Annotated in this window: 20 protein-coding genes and 4 pseudogenes; 13 read left to right on the top strand and 11 right to left on the bottom strand. The window is 67.2% G+C overall.

What is annotated here, in order from left to right:
- Positions 1-108 (top strand): annotated as a pseudogene (locus tag F1642_RS16035) (NAD kinase); the annotation flags it as partial.
- 7 nt (positions 109-115) lie between these two features.
- On the opposite strand, the gene F1642_RS13505 reads toward F1642_RS16035, so the two are convergent.
- From F1642_RS13505 to F1642_RS13515, 3 genes are all read right to left on the bottom strand, one after another.
- The gene (locus F1642_RS13505; RefSeq protein ID WP_206692775.1) at positions 116-1150 is read right to left on the bottom strand and encodes a hypothetical protein; all 1035 of its coding nucleotides are present in this window, start codon (positions 1148-1150) and stop codon (positions 116-118) included.
- Between the two features lie 68 nt (positions 1151-1218).
- A complete protein-coding gene (gene rpoH / locus F1642_RS13510; protein WP_045999157.1) occupies positions 1219-2127 on the bottom strand; it encodes an RNA polymerase sigma factor RpoH in 909 nt (302 codons plus the stop codon).
- Between the two features lie 110 nt (positions 2128-2237).
- Positions 2238-3260: an RluA family pseudouridine synthase gene (locus F1642_RS13515; RefSeq protein WP_194886460.1), complete on the bottom strand. Its 1023-nt coding sequence runs from the start codon at positions 3258-3260 to the stop codon at positions 2238-2240.
- On the opposite strand from F1642_RS13515, the gene F1642_RS13520 reads away from it, so the two are divergent.
- Complete coding sequence (locus F1642_RS13520) at positions 3259-3570, top strand: DUF6476 family protein (protein ID WP_045999159.1); 312 nt, start codon at positions 3259-3261, stop codon at positions 3568-3570. The two genes, F1642_RS13515 and F1642_RS13520, sit on opposite strands and share 2 nt — an antisense overlap.
- Here the strand turns inward: F1642_RS13520 and F1642_RS13525 are convergent.
- Positions 3561-3818 carry an accessory factor UbiK family protein gene (locus F1642_RS13525; RefSeq protein ID WP_045983033.1) on the bottom strand — a complete coding sequence of 86 codons (258 nt, stop codon included), beginning with the start codon at positions 3816-3818 and terminating at the stop codon, positions 3561-3563. The genes F1642_RS13520 and F1642_RS13525 overlap by 10 nt on opposite strands.
- A 119-nt stretch (positions 3819-3937) precedes the next feature.
- Here F1642_RS13525 and lgt point away from each other — a divergent pair, with 119 nt between their 5' ends.
- From lgt to pgeF, 3 genes are read left to right on the top strand one after another with little or no spacing between them, the layout of a single operon-like run.
- The gene (gene lgt / locus F1642_RS13530; protein WP_045983034.1) at positions 3938-4819 is read left to right on the top strand and encodes a prolipoprotein diacylglyceryl transferase; all 882 of its coding nucleotides are present in this window, start codon (positions 3938-3940) and stop codon (positions 4817-4819) included.
- Positions 4816-5874, top strand: coding sequence for a class I SAM-dependent methyltransferase (locus F1642_RS13535; RefSeq protein ID WP_194886461.1), 1059 nt, complete (start codon positions 4816-4818; stop codon positions 5872-5874). Before lgt ends, F1642_RS13535 begins: the two co-directional genes overlap by 4 nt.
- The gene (gene pgeF, locus F1642_RS13540; protein ID WP_194886462.1) at positions 5858-6613 is read left to right on the top strand and encodes a peptidoglycan editing factor PgeF; all 756 of its coding nucleotides are present in this window, start codon (positions 5858-5860) and stop codon (positions 6611-6613) included. Before F1642_RS13535 ends, pgeF begins: the two co-directional genes overlap by 17 nt.
- Here the strand turns inward: pgeF and F1642_RS13545 are convergent.
- Positions 6610-7635: a hypothetical protein gene (locus tag F1642_RS13545; RefSeq protein WP_194886463.1), complete on the bottom strand. Its 1026-nt coding sequence runs from the start codon at positions 7633-7635 to the stop codon at positions 6610-6612. The genes pgeF and F1642_RS13545 overlap by 4 nt on opposite strands.
- Before the next feature lie 3 nt (positions 7636-7638).
- Positions 7639-8139 carry an Lrp/AsnC family transcriptional regulator gene (locus F1642_RS13550; protein ID WP_045999164.1) on the bottom strand — a complete coding sequence of 167 codons (501 nt, stop codon included), beginning with the start codon at positions 8137-8139 and terminating at the stop codon, positions 7639-7641.
- Between the two features lie 129 nt (positions 8140-8268).
- On the opposite strand from F1642_RS13550, the gene trxB reads away from it, so the two are divergent.
- On the top strand, positions 8269-9279 hold the full coding sequence (gene trxB, locus F1642_RS13555; RefSeq protein WP_255522457.1) for a thioredoxin-disulfide reductase: 1011 nt from the start codon (positions 8269-8271) through the stop codon (positions 9277-9279).
- Positions 9280-9283: 4 nt separating this feature from the next.
- Here the strand turns inward: trxB and F1642_RS13560 are convergent, their stop codons facing one another.
- The gene (locus F1642_RS13560; RefSeq protein ID WP_194886464.1) at positions 9284-9823 is read right to left on the bottom strand and encodes a hypothetical protein; all 540 of its coding nucleotides are present in this window, start codon (positions 9821-9823) and stop codon (positions 9284-9286) included.
- 194 nt (positions 9824-10017) lie between these two features.
- On the opposite strand from F1642_RS13560, the pseudogene F1642_RS13565 reads away from it, so the two are divergent.
- From F1642_RS13565 to F1642_RS13575, 3 genes and pseudogenes are all read left to right on the top strand, one after another.
- Positions 10018-11728 (top strand): annotated as a pseudogene (locus F1642_RS13565) (bifunctional sulfate adenylyltransferase/adenylylsulfate kinase).
- A 110-nt stretch (positions 11729-11838) separates the two neighbouring features.
- Positions 11839-13266: an MFS transporter gene (locus tag F1642_RS13570; RefSeq protein WP_194886465.1), complete on the top strand. Its 1428-nt coding sequence runs from the start codon at positions 11839-11841 to the stop codon at positions 13264-13266.
- 69 nt (positions 13267-13335) lie between these two features.
- Complete coding sequence (locus tag F1642_RS13575; protein WP_206692776.1) at positions 13336-14064, top strand: PD40 domain-containing protein; 729 nt, start codon at positions 13336-13338, stop codon at positions 14062-14064.
- Here the strand turns inward: F1642_RS13575 and F1642_RS13580 are convergent.
- From F1642_RS13580 to F1642_RS13590, 3 genes are all read right to left on the bottom strand, one after another.
- Positions 14061-14288, bottom strand: coding sequence for a DUF1150 family protein (locus F1642_RS13580; RefSeq protein ID WP_045999169.1), 228 nt, complete (start codon positions 14286-14288; stop codon positions 14061-14063). The two genes, F1642_RS13575 and F1642_RS13580, sit on opposite strands and share 4 nt — an antisense overlap.
- Entirely contained in the window at positions 14281-14709 is a 429-nt protein-coding gene (locus F1642_RS13585) for an Hsp20 family protein (protein ID WP_045983045.1), read from the bottom strand. The genes F1642_RS13580 and F1642_RS13585 overlap by 8 nt, the downstream gene beginning before the upstream one ends.
- Positions 14710-14818: 109 nt before the next feature.
- A complete protein-coding gene (locus F1642_RS13590) occupies positions 14819-15250 on the bottom strand; it encodes a hypothetical protein (RefSeq protein ID WP_194886466.1) in 432 nt (143 codons plus the stop codon).
- Between the two features lie 122 nt (positions 15251-15372).
- On the opposite strand from F1642_RS13590, the gene F1642_RS13595 reads away from it, so the two are divergent.
- The 4 genes and pseudogenes from F1642_RS13595 to F1642_RS13610 all read left to right on the top strand — a co-directional run bounded on the left by F1642_RS13595 (position 15373) and on the right by F1642_RS13610 (position 17593).
- Positions 15373-15588, top strand: a complete 216-nt coding sequence (locus F1642_RS13595) for a YdcH family protein (protein ID WP_045983047.1) — start codon at positions 15373-15375, stop codon at positions 15586-15588.
- A gap of 60 nt (positions 15589-15648) precedes the next feature.
- A complete protein-coding gene (gene purE, locus F1642_RS13600) occupies positions 15649-16134 on the top strand; it encodes a 5-(carboxyamino)imidazole ribonucleotide mutase (protein WP_045983048.1) in 486 nt (161 codons plus the stop codon).
- Positions 16127-17161, top strand: coding sequence for a 5-(carboxyamino)imidazole ribonucleotide synthase (locus F1642_RS13605; protein WP_194886467.1), 1035 nt, complete (start codon positions 16127-16129; stop codon positions 17159-17161). The genes purE and F1642_RS13605 overlap by 8 nt, the downstream gene beginning before the upstream one ends.
- A pseudogene (locus tag F1642_RS13610) lies at positions 17158-17593 on the top strand (NUDIX domain-containing protein). The gene F1642_RS13605 and the pseudogene F1642_RS13610 overlap by 4 nt, the downstream one beginning before the upstream one ends.
- A 58-nt stretch (positions 17594-17651) precedes the next feature.
- On the opposite strand, the pseudogene purF reads toward F1642_RS13610, so the two are convergent.
- Positions 17652-19143: pseudogene (purF, locus tag F1642_RS13615) on the bottom strand (amidophosphoribosyltransferase).
- Between the last annotated feature and the right edge of the window lie 58 nt (positions 19144-19201).

The following is a 19201-nucleotide window of genomic DNA, read 5'->3' on the forward strand; positions in this document are numbered from 1 at the left end:
CACGTGACGCAGGTCGAAATCCGCAGCGCCGACGACATCCGTCACCGCCTGCTGTTCGATCCGGGCCATGGGCTGGACGAACGCCTGCTGCGCGAACAGTTCGTCTAAGGGGGCGTCAGCCCGCGCAGATCTGCTGCAGCGCCAGCCACTGTTCGTCGGTCAGCAGGCGGGCAGGCGTGGTTCCCTGACGGATCGGGTCGGCCTCGATCAGTGGCAGGACGGCGGCGCCGGTCGGATCGATGCTGCGCGCATAGGGTTCGGTCGACAGCCCGCGTTCCGCAAAGGCCGGGGGCAGGGTGGCCAGGTCGGGCCGGGGCAAAGACTGCGACAGCAGCGTCTCTCCATAGCCCTGCATCGCGTCGCGGGACAGCGTCCCAAGAGTCATCAGACGCAGTGAGTTCATCAGTCCCGCATGCCGCAGCGCATCCAGCGTCGCCTGCTTGTCCGCGACCGCCAGACGGGCGGCGATGAGGTGACCGGCAGAGGCTTCGGGCCCGGGGGTGGTGGCCAGCAGGTCGTTGCCCAGCACATAAAGATCACCCGGCAGGCGACGCGCCCCGTTCAGCGGCGCGGGCACGACCTGCACCAGGGCCTGGTCGCCGATCAACTGGGGTGCGATCCAGTCCAGCACCTGCTGGCCCGACCGCCGACGGCAGACGGCACCGGCGCTGTGCTCCAGATCGGCCAGCACGGCCAAGCCGATTGTTCGCGCCTGCGCAGGGGGAGCGATCCGGGCCGCATGGCGGATCAGCGCGTCGGGCAGCCAGAACGTCAGGGCAGCCAGCATTGCCACCGCGCCCAGCACCGTGACGACGCCCCGCAGGCGGCCCGGCACGGCACGGTGGATGGCGATGGCCCGTTGGACGCGTTCGATCCCCTCAATCATCAGCGGATCATCGATCTCGACGGTCTCGTCGGGCGCCTGACCGTTTGGGGTATAGATCGCGGGCAGCTGTCCCGGATTGATCCGCGTCACCGCAGGCAGCGACCAGTGCGACAGAGGTCGGTCAGATTTCGGGTCCATCATCGTCAGAGTCGCGGCGCCCACCGAGACGATGACCTCGCGCAGCCGTGATTCGGGCGTCTCGCGCCACGAGCCCTGCGCCTCAAGGCGCTGGAATTCAGTCAGGGCAGTCACGGGGGCGGGCATGGTCTAGGGTCGTCCTGCAGGGTGCCCAGACCATAGCGACGCGCCGCGTTGCGTCAATGCGGCGCGGGTCACTCGACCGTATCGGCGATCCGCATGCCCTTGTCGCGGGCCAGGGTGCGCATCCGTTCCTGCAGCTTCTCGAACGCGCGCACCTCGATCTGGCGGATGCGTTCGCGCGATACGCTGTAGCGGCTGGACAGATCCTCCAGTGTCATCGGATCGTCACGCAGACGACGCTCCATCAGAATGTCCTTCTCACGCTCATTGAGTGCATCCATCGCGTCGATCAGCATCTGGCGTCGGGTGTCCAGCTCCTCGGATTCCGCATAGGCCTCGGCCTGATTGGCGTTCGTGTCCTCCAGCCAGTCCTGCCACTGCGCCGACGATTCGCCGTCGCCCGACCCGACCTGCGCATTCAGCGAGGCGTCACCACCGGAAAGCCGGCGGTTCATGTCGACGACCTCTTTTTCGGTGACGTTCAGTTCAGTGGCGATCTGCGCGACATTCTCGGGACGAAGATCGCCTTCCTCCAGGGCGCCGATCTTAGACTTGGCCTTGCGGAGGTTGAAGAACAGCTTCTTCTGTGCGCTTGTGGTGCCCATCTTGACCAGCGACCAAGACCGCAGGATGTATTCCTGGATCGACGCACGGATCCACCACATCGCATAGGTTGCAAGGCGGAAGCCTCGTTCCGGGTCAAACCGCTTGACCGCCTGCATCAGGCCGACATTCGCCTCGCTGATCACCTCTGCCTGCGGCAGGCCATAGCCGCGATAGCCCATCGCGATCTTTGCGGCCAGACGCAGGTGACTTGTGACCAGCTGATGCGCGGCATCGCTGTCCTCATGATCGGCCCATGCCTTGGCCAGCATGTATTCCTGTTCGGGTTCCAGCAGCGGAAACTTGCGGATCTCCTGCAGATAGCGGTTCAGACCCTGTTCCGGGCTTGGGGCGGGAAGATTTCCATAAGTCGCCATGATGTTCGCCTTTCGCAGAGACCGGTTAACGCAGCGTCGAACAGCCCGGTTCCGGGACAGAATGCCGCATCCGCGCGGGCAGTGTCATGTGTGGTCGGCTCACGCTTTCGTCAAGGGGCGGTGCGAAGGGCGTCCAGAAGGGCCTGCATGTCGTCAGGCAGGGGACTGTCGAACCCCATCTCGACCCCGGTCACCGGATGGACGAACCCCAGATGCGCGGCGTGCAACGCCTGTCGGGAAAACGCCTGGACCGCTGCTGCAGCTGTGCCAAGCGCCTTGGCAGAGGCGCGTCGCGACCCGCCATAGACCGGATCGCCGATCAGCCCCAGGCCGCAATGGGCCATGTGCACCCGGATCTGGTGGGTGCGCCCCGTTTCCAACCGGCATTCCACCAGCATGGCCGAAGGCGGCGTGCCGAACCGTTCTAGCAGTCGTGCGCGGGTTACGGCATGCCGGCCCTTGTCGGCAAAGACCGCCTGACGTTGGCGGTCGGTCGGGTGGCGCGACAGGTGCGTGGCGATCCGCAGCACCAGCCCTTCCTCGAACGAGACGCCGGGCGTGCCACGCAAACGCGGATCGGCCGCGTCGATCGCCCCATGCGCCAGCGCAAGATAGCGCCGGTTGGCGGTGTGCGCCTCGAACTGGGCGGCAAGACCGTGATGCGCACGGTCCGACTTGGCGACGACCAGCAGGCCCGACGTGTCCTTGTCAATGCGGTGCACGATGCCGGGGCGCTTTTCACCCCCGATGCCCGACAGCGAATCGCCGCAATGGGCCAGCAGCGCATTGACCAGCGTGCCGGTGGGGCTGCCCGGCGCGGGATGGACGACCATCCCGGCGGGCTTGTCGATCACGATCAGGTCATCATCCTCATGCGCGATGACCAGCGGAATGGCCTCGGCCCGCGTCTCGACAGGCTCGGGCGGGGCCAGGGCGATGCGGTATTCCTGACCCTCGGCGACGCGCGCCTTGACGTCGCGTGCGGGGCCATCCGGACCGCTTACAGCACCGTCGGCGATCAGCCGCGCCAGGCGCGACCGCGACAGGGCCGCATCCTCTGGCACCGCCATGGCAAGCGCCTTATCAAGTCGGTCGGGCGGGTTGGCCGGAATGGTCACGGAAAGGATCGACATGGCGCAGGATGATACCGATTGGAAGGTGGCGGCGAAAGCCGTCCCGGAACTGCGCTTTCTAAAGACGCTGGTGACGGGGCTGACGCTGGTCATGGGGGTGGGGATGATCGCGGTCGTGGCGCTGCTGTGGGTGCGGCTGAACCAGCCCGTGCTGCCCGAACTGCCAGATGCGATCACGCTGCCCCAAGATGCGCAAACCCGCGCGGTGACCTTCGCGACCGATCGGATCGTCGTGCTGACGACGGACGACCGGGTGCTGGTCTATGACCGCGCGGGAACGCTGATGGGACAGACGGTGCTTCAGCCCTGAGGCTTGTCGGCACCCGCGGACAGGGCGTCCAGCCGCGCCTTCAGTTCGGCATTCTCGGTGCGGGCCTTGATCGCCATCTCGCGCACGGCCTCGAACTCCTCGCGGGTGACAAAGTCGCGGTCGGCCAGCCAGCGGTCAATCCAGCCCTTCATGGCCGTCTCGGCCTCGCTGCGGGCGCCTTGGGCCACGCCCATCGCATTGGTCATCAGCTTGGACATGTCGTCGAAGAAACGGTTCTGGGTGGTCATCTGGCGGTGCCCTTCTGTCTTGCGTTGCGTCCTATATGGTCCGGTGCGGTCCCGGGTTCAATGTTGACAGTGCGGCTTTGGCGACTAGCGTGCGCGGCAAATCGCAGACCCGAGGCCTCATGATCCCGTTTCCCGACATCGCCCCCGAAATCTTCACGATCACCCTGGGCGGGTTCTCGTTCTCGCTGCGCTGGTATGCGCTGGCCTATCTGGCCGGCCTGATCCTGGGCTGGCGGCTGATCGTCGCGATGATGCGCCGTCCCGCGCTGTGGGGCGGCACGCCGCCCACAGCGCCCGACCGGGTCGACGACTTGCTGACCTGGGTCATCCTGGGGGTGATCCTGGGCGGGCGTCTGGGGTTCGTGCTGTTCTACGAGCCCGCCTATTATCTGTCGAACCCCGGGCAGATCCTGCAGGTCTGGCAGGGCGGGATGAGCTTTCACGGCGGCTTTGCCGGCGTGATCGTGGCGACCTGGGCCTGGTCGCGCAGCCAGGGCGTGCCCGTCCTGCGGCTGGCCGACGCGATGGCCGTCGTGGCGCCGATCGGCATCTTCTTCGGGCGCATCGCCAACTTCATCAACGCCGAACTGTGGGGCCGCCCCACCGACCTGCCGTGGGGCGTGGTCTTTCCCGGCGAGGCGGCGCAGACCTGTCCCGGCATCGTCGGACCCTGCGCCCGCCACCCCAGCCAGTTGTACGAGGCGGGACTTGAGGGCCTGCTGCTGGGCCTGATCCTGCTGGTCCTGGTCCGCGCCGGGGGGCTGCGCCGTCCGGGCCTTGCGTTCGGGGTTTTCCTTGCCGGCTATGGGCTTGCGCGCATGTTCGTCGAACTGTTCCGCGTCGCCGATGCCCAGTTCATCACGCCGGACAACCCGCTTGGCCACGTCCTGGGCGGCCCTGTAATCGGCCTGACGATGGGGCAGACGCTGTCGCTGCCGATGGTCCTGATCGGGCTGGCGCTGGTGGCTTATGCGCGGCGCCGCCCGCCTGTCGCCGCATGACGCCGCTGGCCGCGATCATCGCGGCGCGCATCCGCGCGACGGGGCCGATCAGCCTGGCCGAGTACATGCAGGTCTGCCTGATGGACAGTCGTCACGGCTATTATGCGACGCGCGATCCCTTCGGCATCGCGGGTGATTTCACGACCGCCCCGGAGATCCACCAGATGTTCGGCGAACTGTGCGGCCTTGCGCTGGCGCAGGCTTGGCTGGACCAGGGTGCCCCGGCCCCGTTCGCCTTGGTCGAGCCGGGACCGGGCCGCGGGACGCTGATGGCCGACATGCTGCGCGCGATGCGGCAGGTGCCAGGCCTGCACCAGGCCGCCGACGTTGCCCTGATCGAGGCCTCGCCGCATCTGCGCGGCGTTCAGCGCGATCGCCTTGGTCCCCTCACGCATCTCGACCGGATCGAGGATATAGGTTCCAAACCTTTGTTTATGATCGGAAACGAGTTCATCGACGCCCTCCCGATCCGTCAGTACCAGCGGACCGACGATGGCTGGAGAGAGCGTCTGGTCGGGCTGTCGGATGATGGTCTGCGCATGGGACTTGGCCCCGTCGTGTCGCTGGCCCGGACGGGGTCCTTGGGCGACATCGTCGAGGAATGTCCCGAAGGCGCGGCCTTTGTCGAGGCCGCTGCCCGCCACATCGCGACCCATGGCGGCTGCGCGATCCTGATCGATTATGGCGGGTGGAACGGCTTCGGCGACACGTTTCAGGCTCTGCGCAACCATGCCCCCGAAGATCCGCTGGCGCATCCGGGGCAGGCCGACCTGACGGCGCATGTTGACTTCGCGCTTTTGGCAGCTGCGGCCATCCGGGGCGGGGCGGTGGCGTCGCGTCCGGTGCGGCAGGGCGATTGGCTGCGCGCCCTGGGGGCCGAAGCACGGGCCGCCCGGCTTGCCGCTGCGGGTGACGGGGGCGCGATGGCCGCGCTTCGGCGCTTGACCCACCCCGACGAAATGGGTCACTTGTTCAAGGTAATCGCGATCTGGCCCAAGGGCGCGCCGCCCGTGCCCGGATTTGTCGCGCTGGAGGCCCATGCAGACCACGCTTGAGATCCTGACCCACCCGTTGCTTTACGACGTTAGGCACGGATTTTTCACGCGAAAGGGTGGGGCATCCTCCGGGTTGTTCGCAGGTCTGAACTGTGGGCGCCGCTCTTCGGACCAAAGCGAGATGGTGCTGGTTAACCGGGCCCGCGTTGCGGGCGCGATGGGCCTGCCGCTGGCGACCGTCAAGCAGATCCATTCGGCGGACGTGGTCACCTTAATGGACGATCACGATGTCAATGTGGTCAAGGACATCAAGGCCGACGGGCTGGTCACCGCCCGGCGCGACGTGGCCCTGGCTGTGCTGACCGCCGATTGCCAGCCCGTGCTGCTGGCCGATGCCGCGGCCGGCGTCGTCGGCGCCTGTCACGCCGGTTGGCGCGGCGCCATCGCTGGCGTGATCGAGGCGACGGTGGCTGCCATGCGCGATCTGGGCGCGACCGACATCCGCGCGGTGATCGGTCCCACGATCAGCCAGCGCGCCTATGAGGTCAGTCCCGAATTCATGGATGAGTTTCTGGCTGACGATACGGCCAATGACCGGTTCTTTTCCGGCGGTCCGAATGGTCGGCCGATGTTCGACCTTCCCGCGTTCGGGCTGTCACGCCTGCGCGCAGCTGGCGTGCAGGCGGAATGGTCGCGGCACTGCACCTATTCGGACCCCGACCGCTTCTTCAGCTATCGCCGGTCCACGCATGAGGGCCAGGCCGATTACGGTCGGCTGATCAGCGCCATCTCGCTCTAGCCCCCGAACGCAACTGAACGCAACGGAGGCGGCATCCGCCGCGCAGGGTTCGGGCGCAGGCCGCGGCGCAGGGCCATCTGAATCCCGGCGCCCAGCAACGCCGCCATCTGTCCCAGGACCAGCGCGATCAGGGCTGCTGCGGCCATGGCGGCATCGGCCAGGCGCCGCATCAGGCGCAGGCTGTCGGATTTGCCCAGCACTGTCAGGACGCGGGTGGTGTCCGGCCCCGCGGCTTCCGACAGACGCGCAAGGCGGCGCAGGTCGTCCGGATCGTCGGCCAACCGAATGATCGGCAGCAGTTCGGGAACCGAGGCCTGTCGCCCGATCGTCCGCAGATCACCGGCGATGCCGGACAGGGCCCGTGCCGGGGCCGGGCTGCGCGCCGCGGCTGACAGCGCGCGTGTCATGCCGGGCGACAGCGCATCGGCGCGACGCGCGACGCGCAGCGTGGTGGCCGCGCCCTTGATCGACAGGCTGCTGCCCGCCGTGATCAACGTACTGGCGGTCGCGGCAAGGCCCAGGGTCGCCAGCGCAGCCTCGATGCCGTCGGGGTCGCCTCCGGTAGCCCAGGTGCCGCCCTGCCGGATCAGCGCGGCGGCATCGCCTGCGGGCGACAGTTCGAACGGCAGGGTGCAGGCGGCGACCAGCGACAGGCTGGGACAGGCGGTCACGTCGCGCATGCAGGTGCCGCAATCGGACAGCGTGTCCAGCATGCCAACCGCCAGCGCGGCGTCGGCACGGGCGCGCAGGTCGGGTGGCAGCGGCATGCCCTGATCGCGGGCCAGATCCATCAGCATCTGCACCCGCTGGCGGTCGCCTGCATTCAGCGCGGCGGTCAGGCGGGGGATCAGCCAGTCCGGGGTCGCGCGGTCGGCCACGGCGCGCATCAGGGCCGCACGGGCCTGATCCAGGCCGCGATCGACCAGCGGTGCGGCAAAGGGGTTCTGAGACAGCATCCAGCCCGTCACCGCGACCGTCGCCAGCGACCAGATCAGCAGCGTCAGGCGGGCCAGCCTGCGCAAGGATCAGCCTGCTTCGCGGACGCGTTCCTCGACGATCTCGAAGGGGACGGCGGGTTCGTCCTTGGCGCCCCGGATCACCAGCGACGTCTTGACCGATGCCACGTTCGGCGCGGCGGTCAGGCTGTTGGTCAGGAAGCGCTGGAAGGTCGACAGGTCCGGAGAGATGCATTTCAGGATGAAATCGATCTCTCCGTTCAGCATGTGGCATTCGCGGACCAGCGGCCATTCCTGGACCAGCGCCTCGAAGGCCGACAGGTCGCGTTCGGATTGTGACGCAAGGCGGACCATGGCAAACACCTGCACCTCGAACCCCAGTTCGCGGGCGTCGATGTCGGCATGGTATCCGCGGATATAGCCCAGCTCCTCCAGCGTGCGGACGCGGCGCAGGCAGGGCGGCGCCGAAATGCCCACCCGGCGGGCCAGTTCGACATTGGTCATGCGCCCGTCGGCCTGAAGTTCGGCCAGTATCTTGCGGTCAATGTCGTCCAATTTGGCGCCGGCCATGGTTGTCTTTCTTCTGTCAGGTCTTGGCGTTGCCGGAAACTACAATGCCGCCCCGTCCGGCGCAACAATCTTATCGACGTCGGTCCGTGGCGGGGATGCGTTGCAGTCCGGCGCATGAGGGACTACCTCATGCACAAACCGCGAAAGGGGCGCAAGATGACCGAACGCAGCCATGTGAAACTTTTGATCGTGGGATCGGGCCCGGCGGGATACACCGCCGCCGTCTACGCCTCCCGCGCCATGCTGGAGCCGATGCTGATCCAGGGGATGCAGCCCGGCGGGCAGCTGACCATCACCACCGAAGTGGAGAACTGGCCCGGCGACACCGAAATCCAAGGCCCCGACCTGATGGTCAAGATGGAGACACACGCCCGTGCAATGGGTGCCGAGATCGTGACCGATCTTGTGACCGCGCTGGACCTGCAGAAGCGTCCCTTCACGGCGACCTGCGACAGCGGTCGGGTGGTCACCGCAGACGCGGTGATCCTGGCCACGGGGGCGCAGGCGCGCTGGCTTGGCCTGCCGTCCGAGGAGAAGTTCAAGGGTTTCGGCGTCAGTGCCTGCGCCACCTGTGACGGGTTCTTCTATCGCAATCGCGAGGTCGTGGTGATCGGCGGCGGGAACACCGCGGTCGAGGAGGCGCTGTTCCTGACCAAGTTCGCCAGCAAGGTGACGTTGGTTCACCGCCGCGACAGCCTGCGGGCCGAGAAGATCCTGCAAAACCGCTTGTTCGCCCATCCCAAGGTCGAGGTGATTTGGAACAGCGAACTGGCAGAGGTCACGGGCACCGAGACGCCGGTCGGCGTCAGCGGTGCCACTCTGCGTAACCTTGTCGATGGAACAACGCAGATGATCAAGGCTGACGGCGTGTTCGTGGCGATCGGTCATGCACCTGCCAGCGAATTGGTCAAGGATCAGCTGGAGCTGCACAACGGCGGTTACGTCAAGGTCGAGGCGGGCAGCACGCGCACCTCGATTCCGGGCGTGTTCGCGGCGGGCGACCTGACCGATCACATCTATCGTCAGGCTGTGACCAGCGCCGGCATGGGATGCATGGCCGCGCTGGATGCTGCGCATTTCCTCGAGGCTCAGGGCGAGGTCGAGCTGGAGCCTGAGCAGCGGGTCGCCGTCATCTACTGACGGCTCAGCCGCGCTCGCGCGAGCGTTCGCGGGCCGGCAGCTCGCCCGCGTGATCCAAGGCACCCGACGGTGCGGCCTCACGCTGCGTCTCTGCCAAGCCGGCCTTGCCGGGATCGGCATCGGGGTCGTTCGGGTGCAGCGGTCCACCGGTCTCCATCATCGCGTTGGTGGCGTCGTCCTTCAGTGCTGCAGCTTTCTCGGCCAGATCCTTCTGGCTGGGATCGGCATCGCCTTCGCGCCGTTCGCGTTCGACCGTCGCCCGGTTCAAGGCGGCGGTCAGGAACTCGGCCTTGTTGCGCGTGCCCGCGTTGCCGGCCGCAGGGTTTGTGCCCTTGGGCCCGGCCTTTCCGCGCGCCTCGCGCCCTTGGCGGGCCGCAATGTCGCGCGCGCGGTTTCGACGGACGCGCAGCAGCCCCACCAGATCGGACAATTCCTTGTCGGACAAACGGCCCAAGGCAGGTTGTCGGGTCTGGTTCGCCAGCTCCAGTTCATCCTGGGACAAGGCGCGCTGCTCTTCCTGGCTTGCGGTGGTCTGGTCGGTCATCATGCGCTCCTGTCGTTGCGGTTCGCGGACCCAACGTGACGCGTGTGGTCGGGTTCCCCGCGGCACGCCCGAAGCGAAAAGCGTTTTCCCAGACTTGAATATCGCTTTCATGGGGGCTATGCGTCGCCTCGAGTCGCGCGATCCCCGCAGGGTCGCGTGTTGATCCGTTTCTGCGCAACCCACGAGTCGTGACCATGACCCTGCCCAAGCATGCCCCCATTCCCGAACTCTATGTCTCCGAGGCGTCGGCCGCCGCGCTCAAGGACGATGCCGGGCGGATGCCCAGCTGGGACCTGACGCCGCGCCAGATCTGCGATCTGGAGCTGCTGATGAACGGCGGCTTCAACCCGCTGAAGGGCTTTCTGACCCAAGCCGACTATGACGGCGTCGTCAGCGACATGCGCCTGACGTCGGGCGCGCTGTGGCCGATGCCCATCACGCTGGACGTCTCCGAAAAGTTCGCCGAAGGGCTGGAGCCGGGCACCGACATCGCCCTGCGCGACCAGGAGGGCGTGATCCTGGCGATCATGTCGCTGACCGACAAATGGGTTCCCAACAAGGCGCTGGAGGCCGAGAAGGTGTTCGGCGCCGACGACCTGGCGCATCCGGCGGTGAACTATCTGCACAACGTCGCGGGCCCGGTCTATCTGGGCGGCCCGGTCAAGGGTCTGCAGGCGCCGACGCATTACGATTTCCGCGCCCGCCGCAACACGCCCAACGAACTGCGCACCATGTTCAAGAAGCTGGGCTGGAGCCGCGTCGTCGCGTTCCAGACCCGCAACCCGCTGCACCGTGCGCACCAGGAGCTGACCTTCCGTGCCGCCCGCGAGGCTCAGGCGAACCTGCTGATCCATCCGGTCGTCGGCATGACCAAGCCGGGCGATGTCGACCACTTCACCCGCGTCCGCTGCTACGAGGCGGTGCTGGACAAGTATCCGGCGGCCACCACCAACCTGTCGCTGCTGAACCTGGCGATGCGCATGGCCGGCCCGCGCGAGGCGGTATGGCACGGCCTGATCCGGGCCAACCACGGCGTGACCCACTTCATCGTCGGCCGCGACCATGCCGGACCCGGCAAGAACAGCCAGGGCCAGGACTTCTATGGCCCCTATGACGCGCAGGAGCTGTTCAAGGCCCACCAGTCGGAAATCGGCGTCGAGATGGTCGACTTCAAGCACATGGTCTATGTGCAGGAAAAGGCGCAGTATTTCCCCGCGAACGAGATCCCCGAGGGCAGCACCGTCCTGGACATCAGCGGCACCGAACTGCGCCGGCGCCTGCGCGAAGGGCTGGACATCCCGGAATGGTTCAGCTTCCCCGAGGTCGTGCAGCAGCTGCGCCGCACTTCGCCCCCGCGCGCCAACCAGGGCTTCACCGTGTTCTTCACCGGCCTGTCGGGGTCGGGCAAGTCGACGGTTGCCAACGCGCTGATGGTCAAGCTGATGGAGATGGGCGGTCGTCCCGTGTCGCTGCTGGACGGTGACGTGGTCCGCAAGCACCTGTCGTCCGAGCTGGGGTTCAGCAAGGAGCATCGCGACATCAACATCAAGCGCATCGGCTATGTCGCGTCCGAGATCACCAAGAACGGCGGCATCGCGATCTGCGCGCCGATCGCGCCCTATACCGCGACCCGCCGCGCCGTGCGCGAGATGGTCGAGGCCGGCGGCGCCTTCGTCGAGGTCCATGTCGCCACGCCCCTGGAGGAATGCGAACGCCGCGACCGCAAGGGCCTCTACAAGCTGGCGCGGGAAGGCAAGATCAAGGAGTTCACCGGAATTTCCGATCCCTATGAAAGAACCGGCCAACCCCGAACTGCGCGTCGACACGACCGACATCGACGTGGACAGCGCCGCCCATCAGGTGCTGCTTAAGCTGGAGAGCATGGGCCTGATCGGCCTGTCCTGATCCCTGCCGCAGTGATACGAACGGCCCCGGTGCGACACCGGGGCCGTTTGGCGTCCGGAACCTTGCGCGCCTGCGGATGGTTCCGCGCTGACCGTCAACGGAGTTGCCCGATGCCCCATCCCGCCAGCCCGCCCAAGGGCGTCAACCCCTGGGCAGCAACCGTGCTGTTGCTGATGGGCAATTTCATGAACCTGATCGATGTCAGCATCGTCAACGTGGCGTTGCCCTCGATCCGCACCGATCTTGGCGCCAGCGAGACGCAGATCGAATGGATCTCGGCGGCCTATGTGCTGGCCTTTGCGGTGGGCCTGCTGCCCTGCGGGCGCTTCGGGGACAAGCTGGGACGCAAGCGGCTGTTCCTGTCGGGCGTGGGGCTGTTCACGCTGGCATCCGTCCTGTGCGGGCTGGCGCCCGACATCAACGTCCTGATCGGCGCGCGTGCGCTGCAGGGCATCGGCGGGGCGATGATGGTGCCGCAGGTCATGGCGATCATGCACGTGATCTTTCCCCCCGAACAGAAGGCCAAGGCATTCGCGCTGGCGGGCGTGGTCATCAGCCTGGGCGCGGTCACGGGGCCGCTGCTGGGCGGCGTGCTGATCAGCGGGAACTTCTACGGCCTTGAATGGCGGCCCATCTTCCTGGTCAACCTGCCTGTGGGGCTGCTGGTCGTATTGGCGGGGTTCTGGCTGATCCCGCGGCTGGAATCGTCGCGCGACATGGCGATCGACTGGTGGGGCGTGGGCCTGTTCGGTCTGGCCATCACGCTGGTCGTCCTGCCGATGATAGAGGGACCGCTGCTGGGCTGGCCGTGGTGGACGCTGGTCACCCTGGTCGCGGCAATCCCCGTCGGGGCGCTGTTCCTGCGGCGCCAGCACGCGCTGGAGGCAGAGGGCCGGGAACAGCTGCTGCCGATGGTGTTGCTGCGGGATCGGGGCTTTCTGTCCGGGGTGACGGTGGTGATGCTGCATTTCTCGGCCATTCCGGGAATGTTTCTGGTCCTGGCCATCTATTTCCAGACCGGCTTTGGCCTGACGCCGCTGGAATCGGGCATCGCCACGGCGCCGTTCCCATTGGGCATCATGCTGGGCAGCTATGTCACCGGGCGGTTCGGGACGCGGGCGCTGGTGGGGCGGGTCGCCCTGGGCGCGGCGGTCATGCTGGCCGGGATGATCTGGTTGCGCCACGCGGCGGGCCATCCGCCTGCCGATCTTGGCCCCGGTACGCTGGCCGAGCCTTTGGCGATGAACGGCCTGGGGATGGGTCTGGCGATCTCTCCCCTGTTCCAACTGGTGCTGCGTGACGTGCCGGGGCGCATCGCGGGGGCCGCGACGGGCGGCATGCAGGCGTTCCAGCAGATCGGCGCGGCCATCGGCATTGCCATCGTCAGCAGCCTGTTCTTTGTCCGCCTGCGCGTTGATCAGGACCATGCCGCGGCCATCGGCCACGCGCTATCCTATCAGATCTGCGTCTTTGCGGCGATCCTGACGGTGCTGGCACTGCGCCAATGGCGCGGTGACCGCCGGGCGGTGACGTCATGAGCTGGCGGTCGTCCCTGGAGGTCTGGGATGTCGCCACCGGGCAGTCCCGCGTGATCCTGCGCCACCCCGATGCTGATCGAGGCGCCGAATTGGCACCCCGACGGCTGGTTTCTTGTGAACGGAGAGGGGCGCCTTTGGCGCGCCGATGCCGACGGCCTGCAGCCGCTGCAGACAGGCTGCGCCGAACGGTGCAACAACGACCATGGCTTTCTGCCCGACGGGCGGGTGATCTTTTCCGCACATGACGGGACCGGCGCCGGGATGCATGTCTGGGACGGCGCGGCCACCCAACCGGTGGGCACGCAGCGCCCAAGCTGGTGGCACGGCGCGCATGGTGACCGGCTGGTCTATGCCTGCGCGCGGGGCGACCGCGTGGTGCGGATCGCCACCTGCGCCCTGGATGGCAGCGGCGAACGGGTGCTGACCCCGGACGTCGCCCATCACGACGGTCCCGATTTCAGCGCGTGTGGCAACTGGATCTGGTTCAACAGCGACGCGACCGGTCATGCGCAGATCTGGAAGATGCGTGTCGATGGCTTGGACGCCGCGCCGGTCTTTCGCGACTATTCGGTGAACTGGTTCCCGCATCCGTCGCCCTGCGGGCGCCATGTCGTCTATCTGTCCTATGCGCCCGGGACGCTGGAACATCCGCGCGACCGGGACGTGTCCCTGTGGATCATGGCGCCTGACGGGACGGAACGGCGCAAGCTGTGCGACCTGTTCGGTGGACAGGGCACGCTGAACGTGCCCTGCTGGTCGCCCGATGGGCGGTCCTTCGCGTTTATGCGCTATGCCTAATGGACGCTGACGGGCCGCAGCTCGTTCTCGCGCGCCAAGGTGAAGGCCAGGGCGCGGTCCTGAACCAGGGCCAGCCGTTCGCCGTCGGTGTCGTGGACGGCGTACAGGGTCTGAACGCCGGGCAGTTGGTCCTGAACGTCGCGGGGCAGGGTCGCGGCGGCGACTTGCCGGATGTAGACGGTCTGGGCGGACGTACCGCCTCCGAAATCGAATTTACTATCCATGATGATCCCCTTGCTTGCGGCTGATCGGAATGGTCTTGACGACCTGCTGCGGGTTCACCCGGCGCAGGTCGATGTGCAGAAGCCCGTTTTCCATCGCGGCGGACGTTACCTCGACCCCGTCAGCCAGCACGAAGCTGCGCTGAAAGGCGCGGGCGGCGATGCCGCGATGCAGATAGACGCGGGCGTCGTCCGGTTCGGGTTGCCGGCCGCGGATCACCAGCTGGCGGTCCTCGGTCGTGATGGCCAGGTCGTCCTCGGCAAAGCCGGCGACGGCTAGGGTGATGCGGAAGGCATCGGGCGGCAGGTGTTCGATGTTATAGGGCGGATAGCCCTCGGCCCCCTTGGAGGCCCGTTCCACCAGGCGTTCAAGCTGGTCGAACCCCAGCAGATAGGGATGTGCCCCTAAGGAAATCTTCGTCATCTCAGCCCTTTGCGTTGCAGCGACTGCAGGTCCGGGGTCCCCGTTTGCGGCGGCCCCTGTCCTGCACAAGATATGGAAAGGACGGCATCGTTTTGCAAGATCCGCGCTGTCAGGGCCGAAGGTCGCAGGCCTCCATCGCCTGTCCGATCGCGCGCCGAGACCCCTCCAACGGCAGGCTGAGCGTCACCGGCCCGGCCAGCAGGGTGACCTGCCGCCCCCCGGTCAGCGCCGACAACAGCTGTGATCCGGGATCGGCGGCGATCGAATGGACGCCGTTCGTCATGTCGGACGGCACGGCGATCCGCTGTCCGTCGACCAGGACGACGATCGGATCATCGGTCTGTCCCATCCCGTCGATCACCAGCCGTCCCTCATCGCCGGGCCGGCAGACATAGCTGAGCCTGCGTCCCTCATAGGCGATCTCGGCGGCGTGGCCGGGCCCGTCGGGCAGGCGCCCCGTGTTCCAGGTGACATCGCCATCGGACTGGCCCGCGGCGGGGCCGGCGATCATCAGCGCAAGGATGGTGGCAAGCCGCGACATGGCAACCCTCCGGAACACGCCCTCACGATGGCGTGAGCCGCGCAGTTTGTCCATGCCAGCTTAACAGATGCCGCGCGACGCGCTATAAGTCGGAACCACGGCATTTCCCAAGAGCCCGCCCGATGAACATGCAGCATTCGATGAACCACGACGAGATCAGCCGCGCCCGTCTTGCGGCCCTGCGCTGCGAGCATCGCGACCTGGACGAGGCCATCGCCGCCCTTCAGGGCCAGCTGACCGCCTCCGTCGCCCTGCAGCGGCTGAAGAAGCAGAAACTGTCGCTAAAGGATCGCATCGCCCGACTGGAGGATGAGCTGACCCCCGACATCATCGCCTGATTGCGACCCGCGCGGACCCGCGCTAGGACAGGCACGCGGCGCACAATACGGGGACGACAGATGACCGAAGCGGTGGGAATCATCATGGGCAGCCAGTCCGACTGGCCGACCATGCGCGAGGCGGCACAGATCCTGGACGAACTGGGCGTGCCCTATCACACCCGCATCGTCAGCGCGCACCGCACCCCGGACCGGCTGTGGGACTATGGCAAGTCGGCGGTCGGGCGTGGTCTGCGCGTGATCATTGCGGGGGCAGGGGGCGCGGCCCATCTGCCCGGCATGATGGCGTCCAAGACCCGCGTCCCGGTGATCGGGGTGCCGATCCAGACCAAGGCGCTGTCCGGTGTCGATTCGCTGTATTCGATCGTGCAGATGCCCAAGGGCTATCCGGTCGCCACGATGGCGATCGGGGCGGCGGGTGCCGCCAATGCGGGGCTGATGGCCGCGGGCATCCTGGCGCTGAACGACCCGGCACTGGCGCAGCGGCTGGACGACTGGCGCATGGCGCTGTCGGCCTCGATCCCCGAGGAGCCCGCCGATGACTGAGGTCCGCACCATCGGGATCCTGGGCGGCGGCCAGCTGGGCCGGATGCTGTCGGCGGCCGCAAGCCGCCTTGGCCTGCGCTGTCACATCTTCGAACCGGGCGCCGCCCCTGCGGGTGACGTCGCCTGGCGCGTGACGACCGCCCCCTATGAGGACGAGGCCGCACTGCGCTCCTTTGCGGACAGCGTCGACGTCATCACCTATGAATTCGAGAATGTGCCGACCAGCGCACTGGATCTGCTGGAAAGCCTGCGCCCCATCCGCCCGGGGCGGCGCGCGCTGGCCGTGTCGCAGGACCGGTTGACCGAAAAGACCTTCCTGACCGACATCGGCCTGACCGTCGCGCCCTTTGCCGACGTGGCGGATCAGGGCGCGCTGGACGACGCCATCGCGCGGATCGGTCGCCCGTCGATCCTCAAGACCCGCCGCATGGGCTATGACGGCAAGGGGCAGGTGCGCATCGGAGAGGGTCCGGCCGACTGGACCGGCGCACCGTCGGTCCTGGAGGGGTTCGTCGATTTCACTGCCGAGATCAGCGTGATCATCGCACGCGGCACCGATGGCCAGGTGGCGGCCTTCGATCCAGGCCTGAACGTCCATGAGGGCGGCATCCTGCGCACCACCACGGTGCCCTGCGGGCTGCCCGGGCGGGTGACCACCGACGCGGTGCTGATCGCCGCGCGCATCGCCAACGCGCTGGATTATGTCGGCGTGCTGGGGGTCGAGCTGTTCGTGACCCCGGAGGGACTGATCGTGAACGAGATCGCGCCCCGCGTGCACAATTCCGGCCACTGGACGCAGGCCGGTTGCGCGGTCGATCAGTTCGAACAGCATATCCGCGCCGTGGCAGGACTGCCCCTGGGCGACGGCAAGCGCCATTTGGACGTGGTGATGGAGAACCTGATCGGCGACGACATGGACCGTGTGGCCGCGCTGCTGGCACAGCCGCGGACGCAGGTTCACCTCTATGGCAAGGGGCAGGCGCGGCCGGGCCGCAAGATGGGCCATGTGAACCGGATCGCCGGATGATCCGACTGGCGGTGCGTGCCGCGATCCTGCATCGCGATCGCGTGCTGGTGGTGAATGCCTATCCGGTGCAGCAGTCCGACCTGTGGTGCCTGCCGGGCGGCGGGGTCGAACCGCAAGCCTCGCTGCCCGACAATCTGGCGCGCGAGGTTTTGGAGGAGACGGGCCTGAGCATCGCCGTCGGGGATCCCTTCCTGGTGAACGAATTCCACGACCCCTCCCGGCGGTTTCACCAGGTCGAGGTGCATTTCCGCGCCACGCTGACAGGGCCTGACGTGCCGACGCTGACCGATCCCGAAGGCGTCGTGAATCGTGCGCGATGGGTCACCCGTGCCGAGCTGACCACGCTGCGGCACAAGCCCGATATGCTGGGGGGATGCGATCTGGGGAGATGGCACTGCGCGGTACGACCCGCTGGAGCGGATCGTCGGCTGATGCGGAACCACGGCGGGGGGTCCGGGGGGCTGGCCCCCCGGCCCGTCGCGGGACGCACCTACTCGGCGGCTTGCTTGACCGCGGTCTCGGATCCGACCTTCATGCGGAAGCCGCGCTCCAGCTGATCGAAGGGCGCCACCGGATAGTCGCCCGAAAAACAGGCGTCGCAATAGCGAGGCGCCTGCGGGTCGCGGCCCGCGGCCTCGCCCGCCGCGCGGTACAGTCCGTCCAGCGACACGAAGGACAGGCTGTCGACGCCGATCCATTCGCGCATCTGTTCCGGCGACATGTTCGCCGCCAGCAGCTTGTCGCGGTCGGGAGTGTCCACGCCATAGAAGCAGGGCCAGGCCGTCGGGGGCGACGCGATCCGGAAATGCACCTCGGCTGCACCCGCATCGAGGATCATGTCCTTGATCTTGCGGCTGGTGGTGCCGCGGACCACGCTGTCGTCAACCAGAACGACCCGCTTGCCGCGGATCAGTGCCCGGTTCACGTTCAGCTTCAGCCGGACGCCCATGTTGCGGATCTGGTCGGTGGGCTCGATGAAGGTGCGGCCCATGTACTGGTTGCGGATGATCCCCATGCCATAGGGAATGCCCGATTCCTGCGCAAAGCCGATCGCCGCAGGCGTGCCGCTGTCGGGGACCGGGCAGACCAGGTCGGCCTCGACCGGTGCCTCACGGGCCAGTTCCACGCCGATCTGGCGGCGGGTCTCATAGACCGACCGGCCGCCGATGATCGAATCGGGTCGCGAGAAATACACGTGTTCGAAGATGCAGAAGCGCCCGGTCGACGGGCCAAAGGGCCGCGACGATTCGATCTGGCCCTTGGAGATGACAACCATCTCTCCGGGCTCGATCTCGCGCAGGAATTCGGCGCCGATGATGTCCAGCGCGCAGGTTTCTGAGGCCAGGACGTACCCGTCCTCGCCCACGCGGCCCAGCACCAGTGGACGCACGCCCAGGGGCGTCGCGGACGCCGATCAGCTTGGTGCGGGTCATGGCGATGACGCTGAACGCGCCCTCGACCCGGCGCAGCGCGTCCTTCATCCGCTCGGGGATGTTGCGCTGGATCGACCGGGCCATCAGGTGGATGATGCATTCGCTGTCCGACGACGACTGGAAGATCGAGCCGCGCTCGATCAGTTCGCGGCGCAGGGCGGCGGCATTGGTGATGTTGCCGTTATGCGCGATCGCGCAGCCGCCCATGTGGAACTCGCCGAAGAACGGCTGCACGTCGCGGATCGCGGTGTTGGCCTTGGTCCCGGCGGTGGAATAGCGGACATGGCCGATGGCCAGCTGTCCCGGCAGCGTCGCCATCAGGTCGGGCTTCGTGAAATTGTCACGGACATAGCCGAACCGGTGGGCGCTGTTGAAGCCGAAGTCGGGATGGTGGGCGACGATGCCGCCCGCTTCCTGTCCGCGGTGCTGCAGCGCGTGCAGCCCCAGGGCCACGAAGTTCGAGGCATCGACCACGCCGATCGCGCCAAAGATGCCGCACTCCTCGTGCAGACGGTCCGAATCGAACGGATGGGCCAGGAAAGGTTGCATCGCGCGGGCCTCGATCTGTGGGGGCTGATGTCGTCGTGCTGTCGGGGGACATGTAGTG

The sequence above is a fragment of the Paracoccus sp. NBH48 genome (assembly GCF_015390265.1).
GTDB lineage: Bacteria > Pseudomonadota > Alphaproteobacteria > Rhodobacterales > Rhodobacteraceae > Paracoccus > Paracoccus marcusii.

What these genes read in the sequence shown, in the direction of transcription:
- F1642_RS13605 (WP_194886467.1), top strand. Translation starts at nt 16,127, where the DNA reads ATGACTGAGGTCCGCACCATCGGGATCCTGGGCGGCGGCCAGCTGGGC.
- F1642_RS13535 (WP_194886461.1), top strand. Translation starts at nt 4,816, where the DNA reads ATGACGCCGCTGGCCGCGATCATCGCGGCGCGCATCCGCGCGACGGGG.
- F1642_RS13590 (WP_194886466.1), bottom strand. Translation starts at nt 15,250, where the DNA reads ATGTCGCGGCTTGCCACCATCCTTGCGCTGATGATCGCCGGCCCCGCC.
- F1642_RS13585 (WP_045983045.1), bottom strand. Translation starts at nt 14,709, where the DNA reads ATGACGAAGATTTCCTTAGGGGCACATCCCTATCTGCTGGGGTTCGAC.
- purE (WP_045983048.1), top strand. Translation starts at nt 15,649, where the DNA reads ATGACCGAAGCGGTGGGAATCATCATGGGCAGCCAGTCCGACTGGCCG.
- pgeF (WP_194886462.1), top strand. Translation starts at nt 5,858, where the DNA reads ATGCAGACCACGCTTGAGATCCTGACCCACCCGTTGCTTTACGACGTT.
- F1642_RS13505 (WP_206692775.1), bottom strand. Translation starts at nt 1,150, where the DNA reads ATGCCCGCCCCCGTGACTGCCCTGACTGAATTCCAGCGCCTTGAGGCG.
- trxB (WP_255522457.1), top strand. Translation starts at nt 8,269, where the DNA reads ATGCACAAACCGCGAAAGGGGCGCAAGATGACCGAACGCAGCCATGTG.
- F1642_RS13525 (WP_045983033.1), bottom strand. Translation starts at nt 3,818, where the DNA reads ATGACCACCCAGAACCGTTTCTTCGACGACATGTCCAAGCTGATGACC.
- F1642_RS13580 (WP_045999169.1), bottom strand. Translation starts at nt 14,288, where the DNA reads ATGGATAGTAAATTCGATTTCGGAGGCGGTACGTCCGCCCAGACCGTC.
- rpoH (WP_045999157.1), bottom strand. Translation starts at nt 2,127, where the DNA reads ATGGCGACTTATGGAAATCTTCCCGCCCCAAGCCCGGAACAGGGTCTG.
- F1642_RS13575 (WP_206692776.1), top strand. Translation starts at nt 13,336, where the DNA reads ATGCTGATCGAGGCGCCGAATTGGCACCCCGACGGCTGGTTTCTTGTG.
- F1642_RS13595 (WP_045983047.1), top strand. Translation starts at nt 15,373, where the DNA reads ATGAACATGCAGCATTCGATGAACCACGACGAGATCAGCCGCGCCCGT.
- F1642_RS13520 (WP_045999159.1), top strand. Translation starts at nt 3,259, where the DNA reads ATGGCGCAGGATGATACCGATTGGAAGGTGGCGGCGAAAGCCGTCCCG.
- lgt (WP_045983034.1), top strand. Translation starts at nt 3,938, where the DNA reads ATGATCCCGTTTCCCGACATCGCCCCCGAAATCTTCACGATCACCCTG.
- F1642_RS13550 (WP_045999164.1), bottom strand. Translation starts at nt 8,139, where the DNA reads ATGGCCGGCGCCAAATTGGACGACATTGACCGCAAGATACTGGCCGAA.
- F1642_RS13560 (WP_194886464.1), bottom strand. Translation starts at nt 9,823, where the DNA reads ATGACCGACCAGACCACCGCAAGCCAGGAAGAGCAGCGCGCCTTGTCC.
- F1642_RS13570 (WP_194886465.1), top strand. Translation starts at nt 11,839, where the DNA reads ATGCCCCATCCCGCCAGCCCGCCCAAGGGCGTCAACCCCTGGGCAGCA.
- F1642_RS13515 (WP_194886460.1), bottom strand. Translation starts at nt 3,260, where the DNA reads ATGTCGATCCTTTCCGTGACCATTCCGGCCAACCCGCCCGACCGACTT.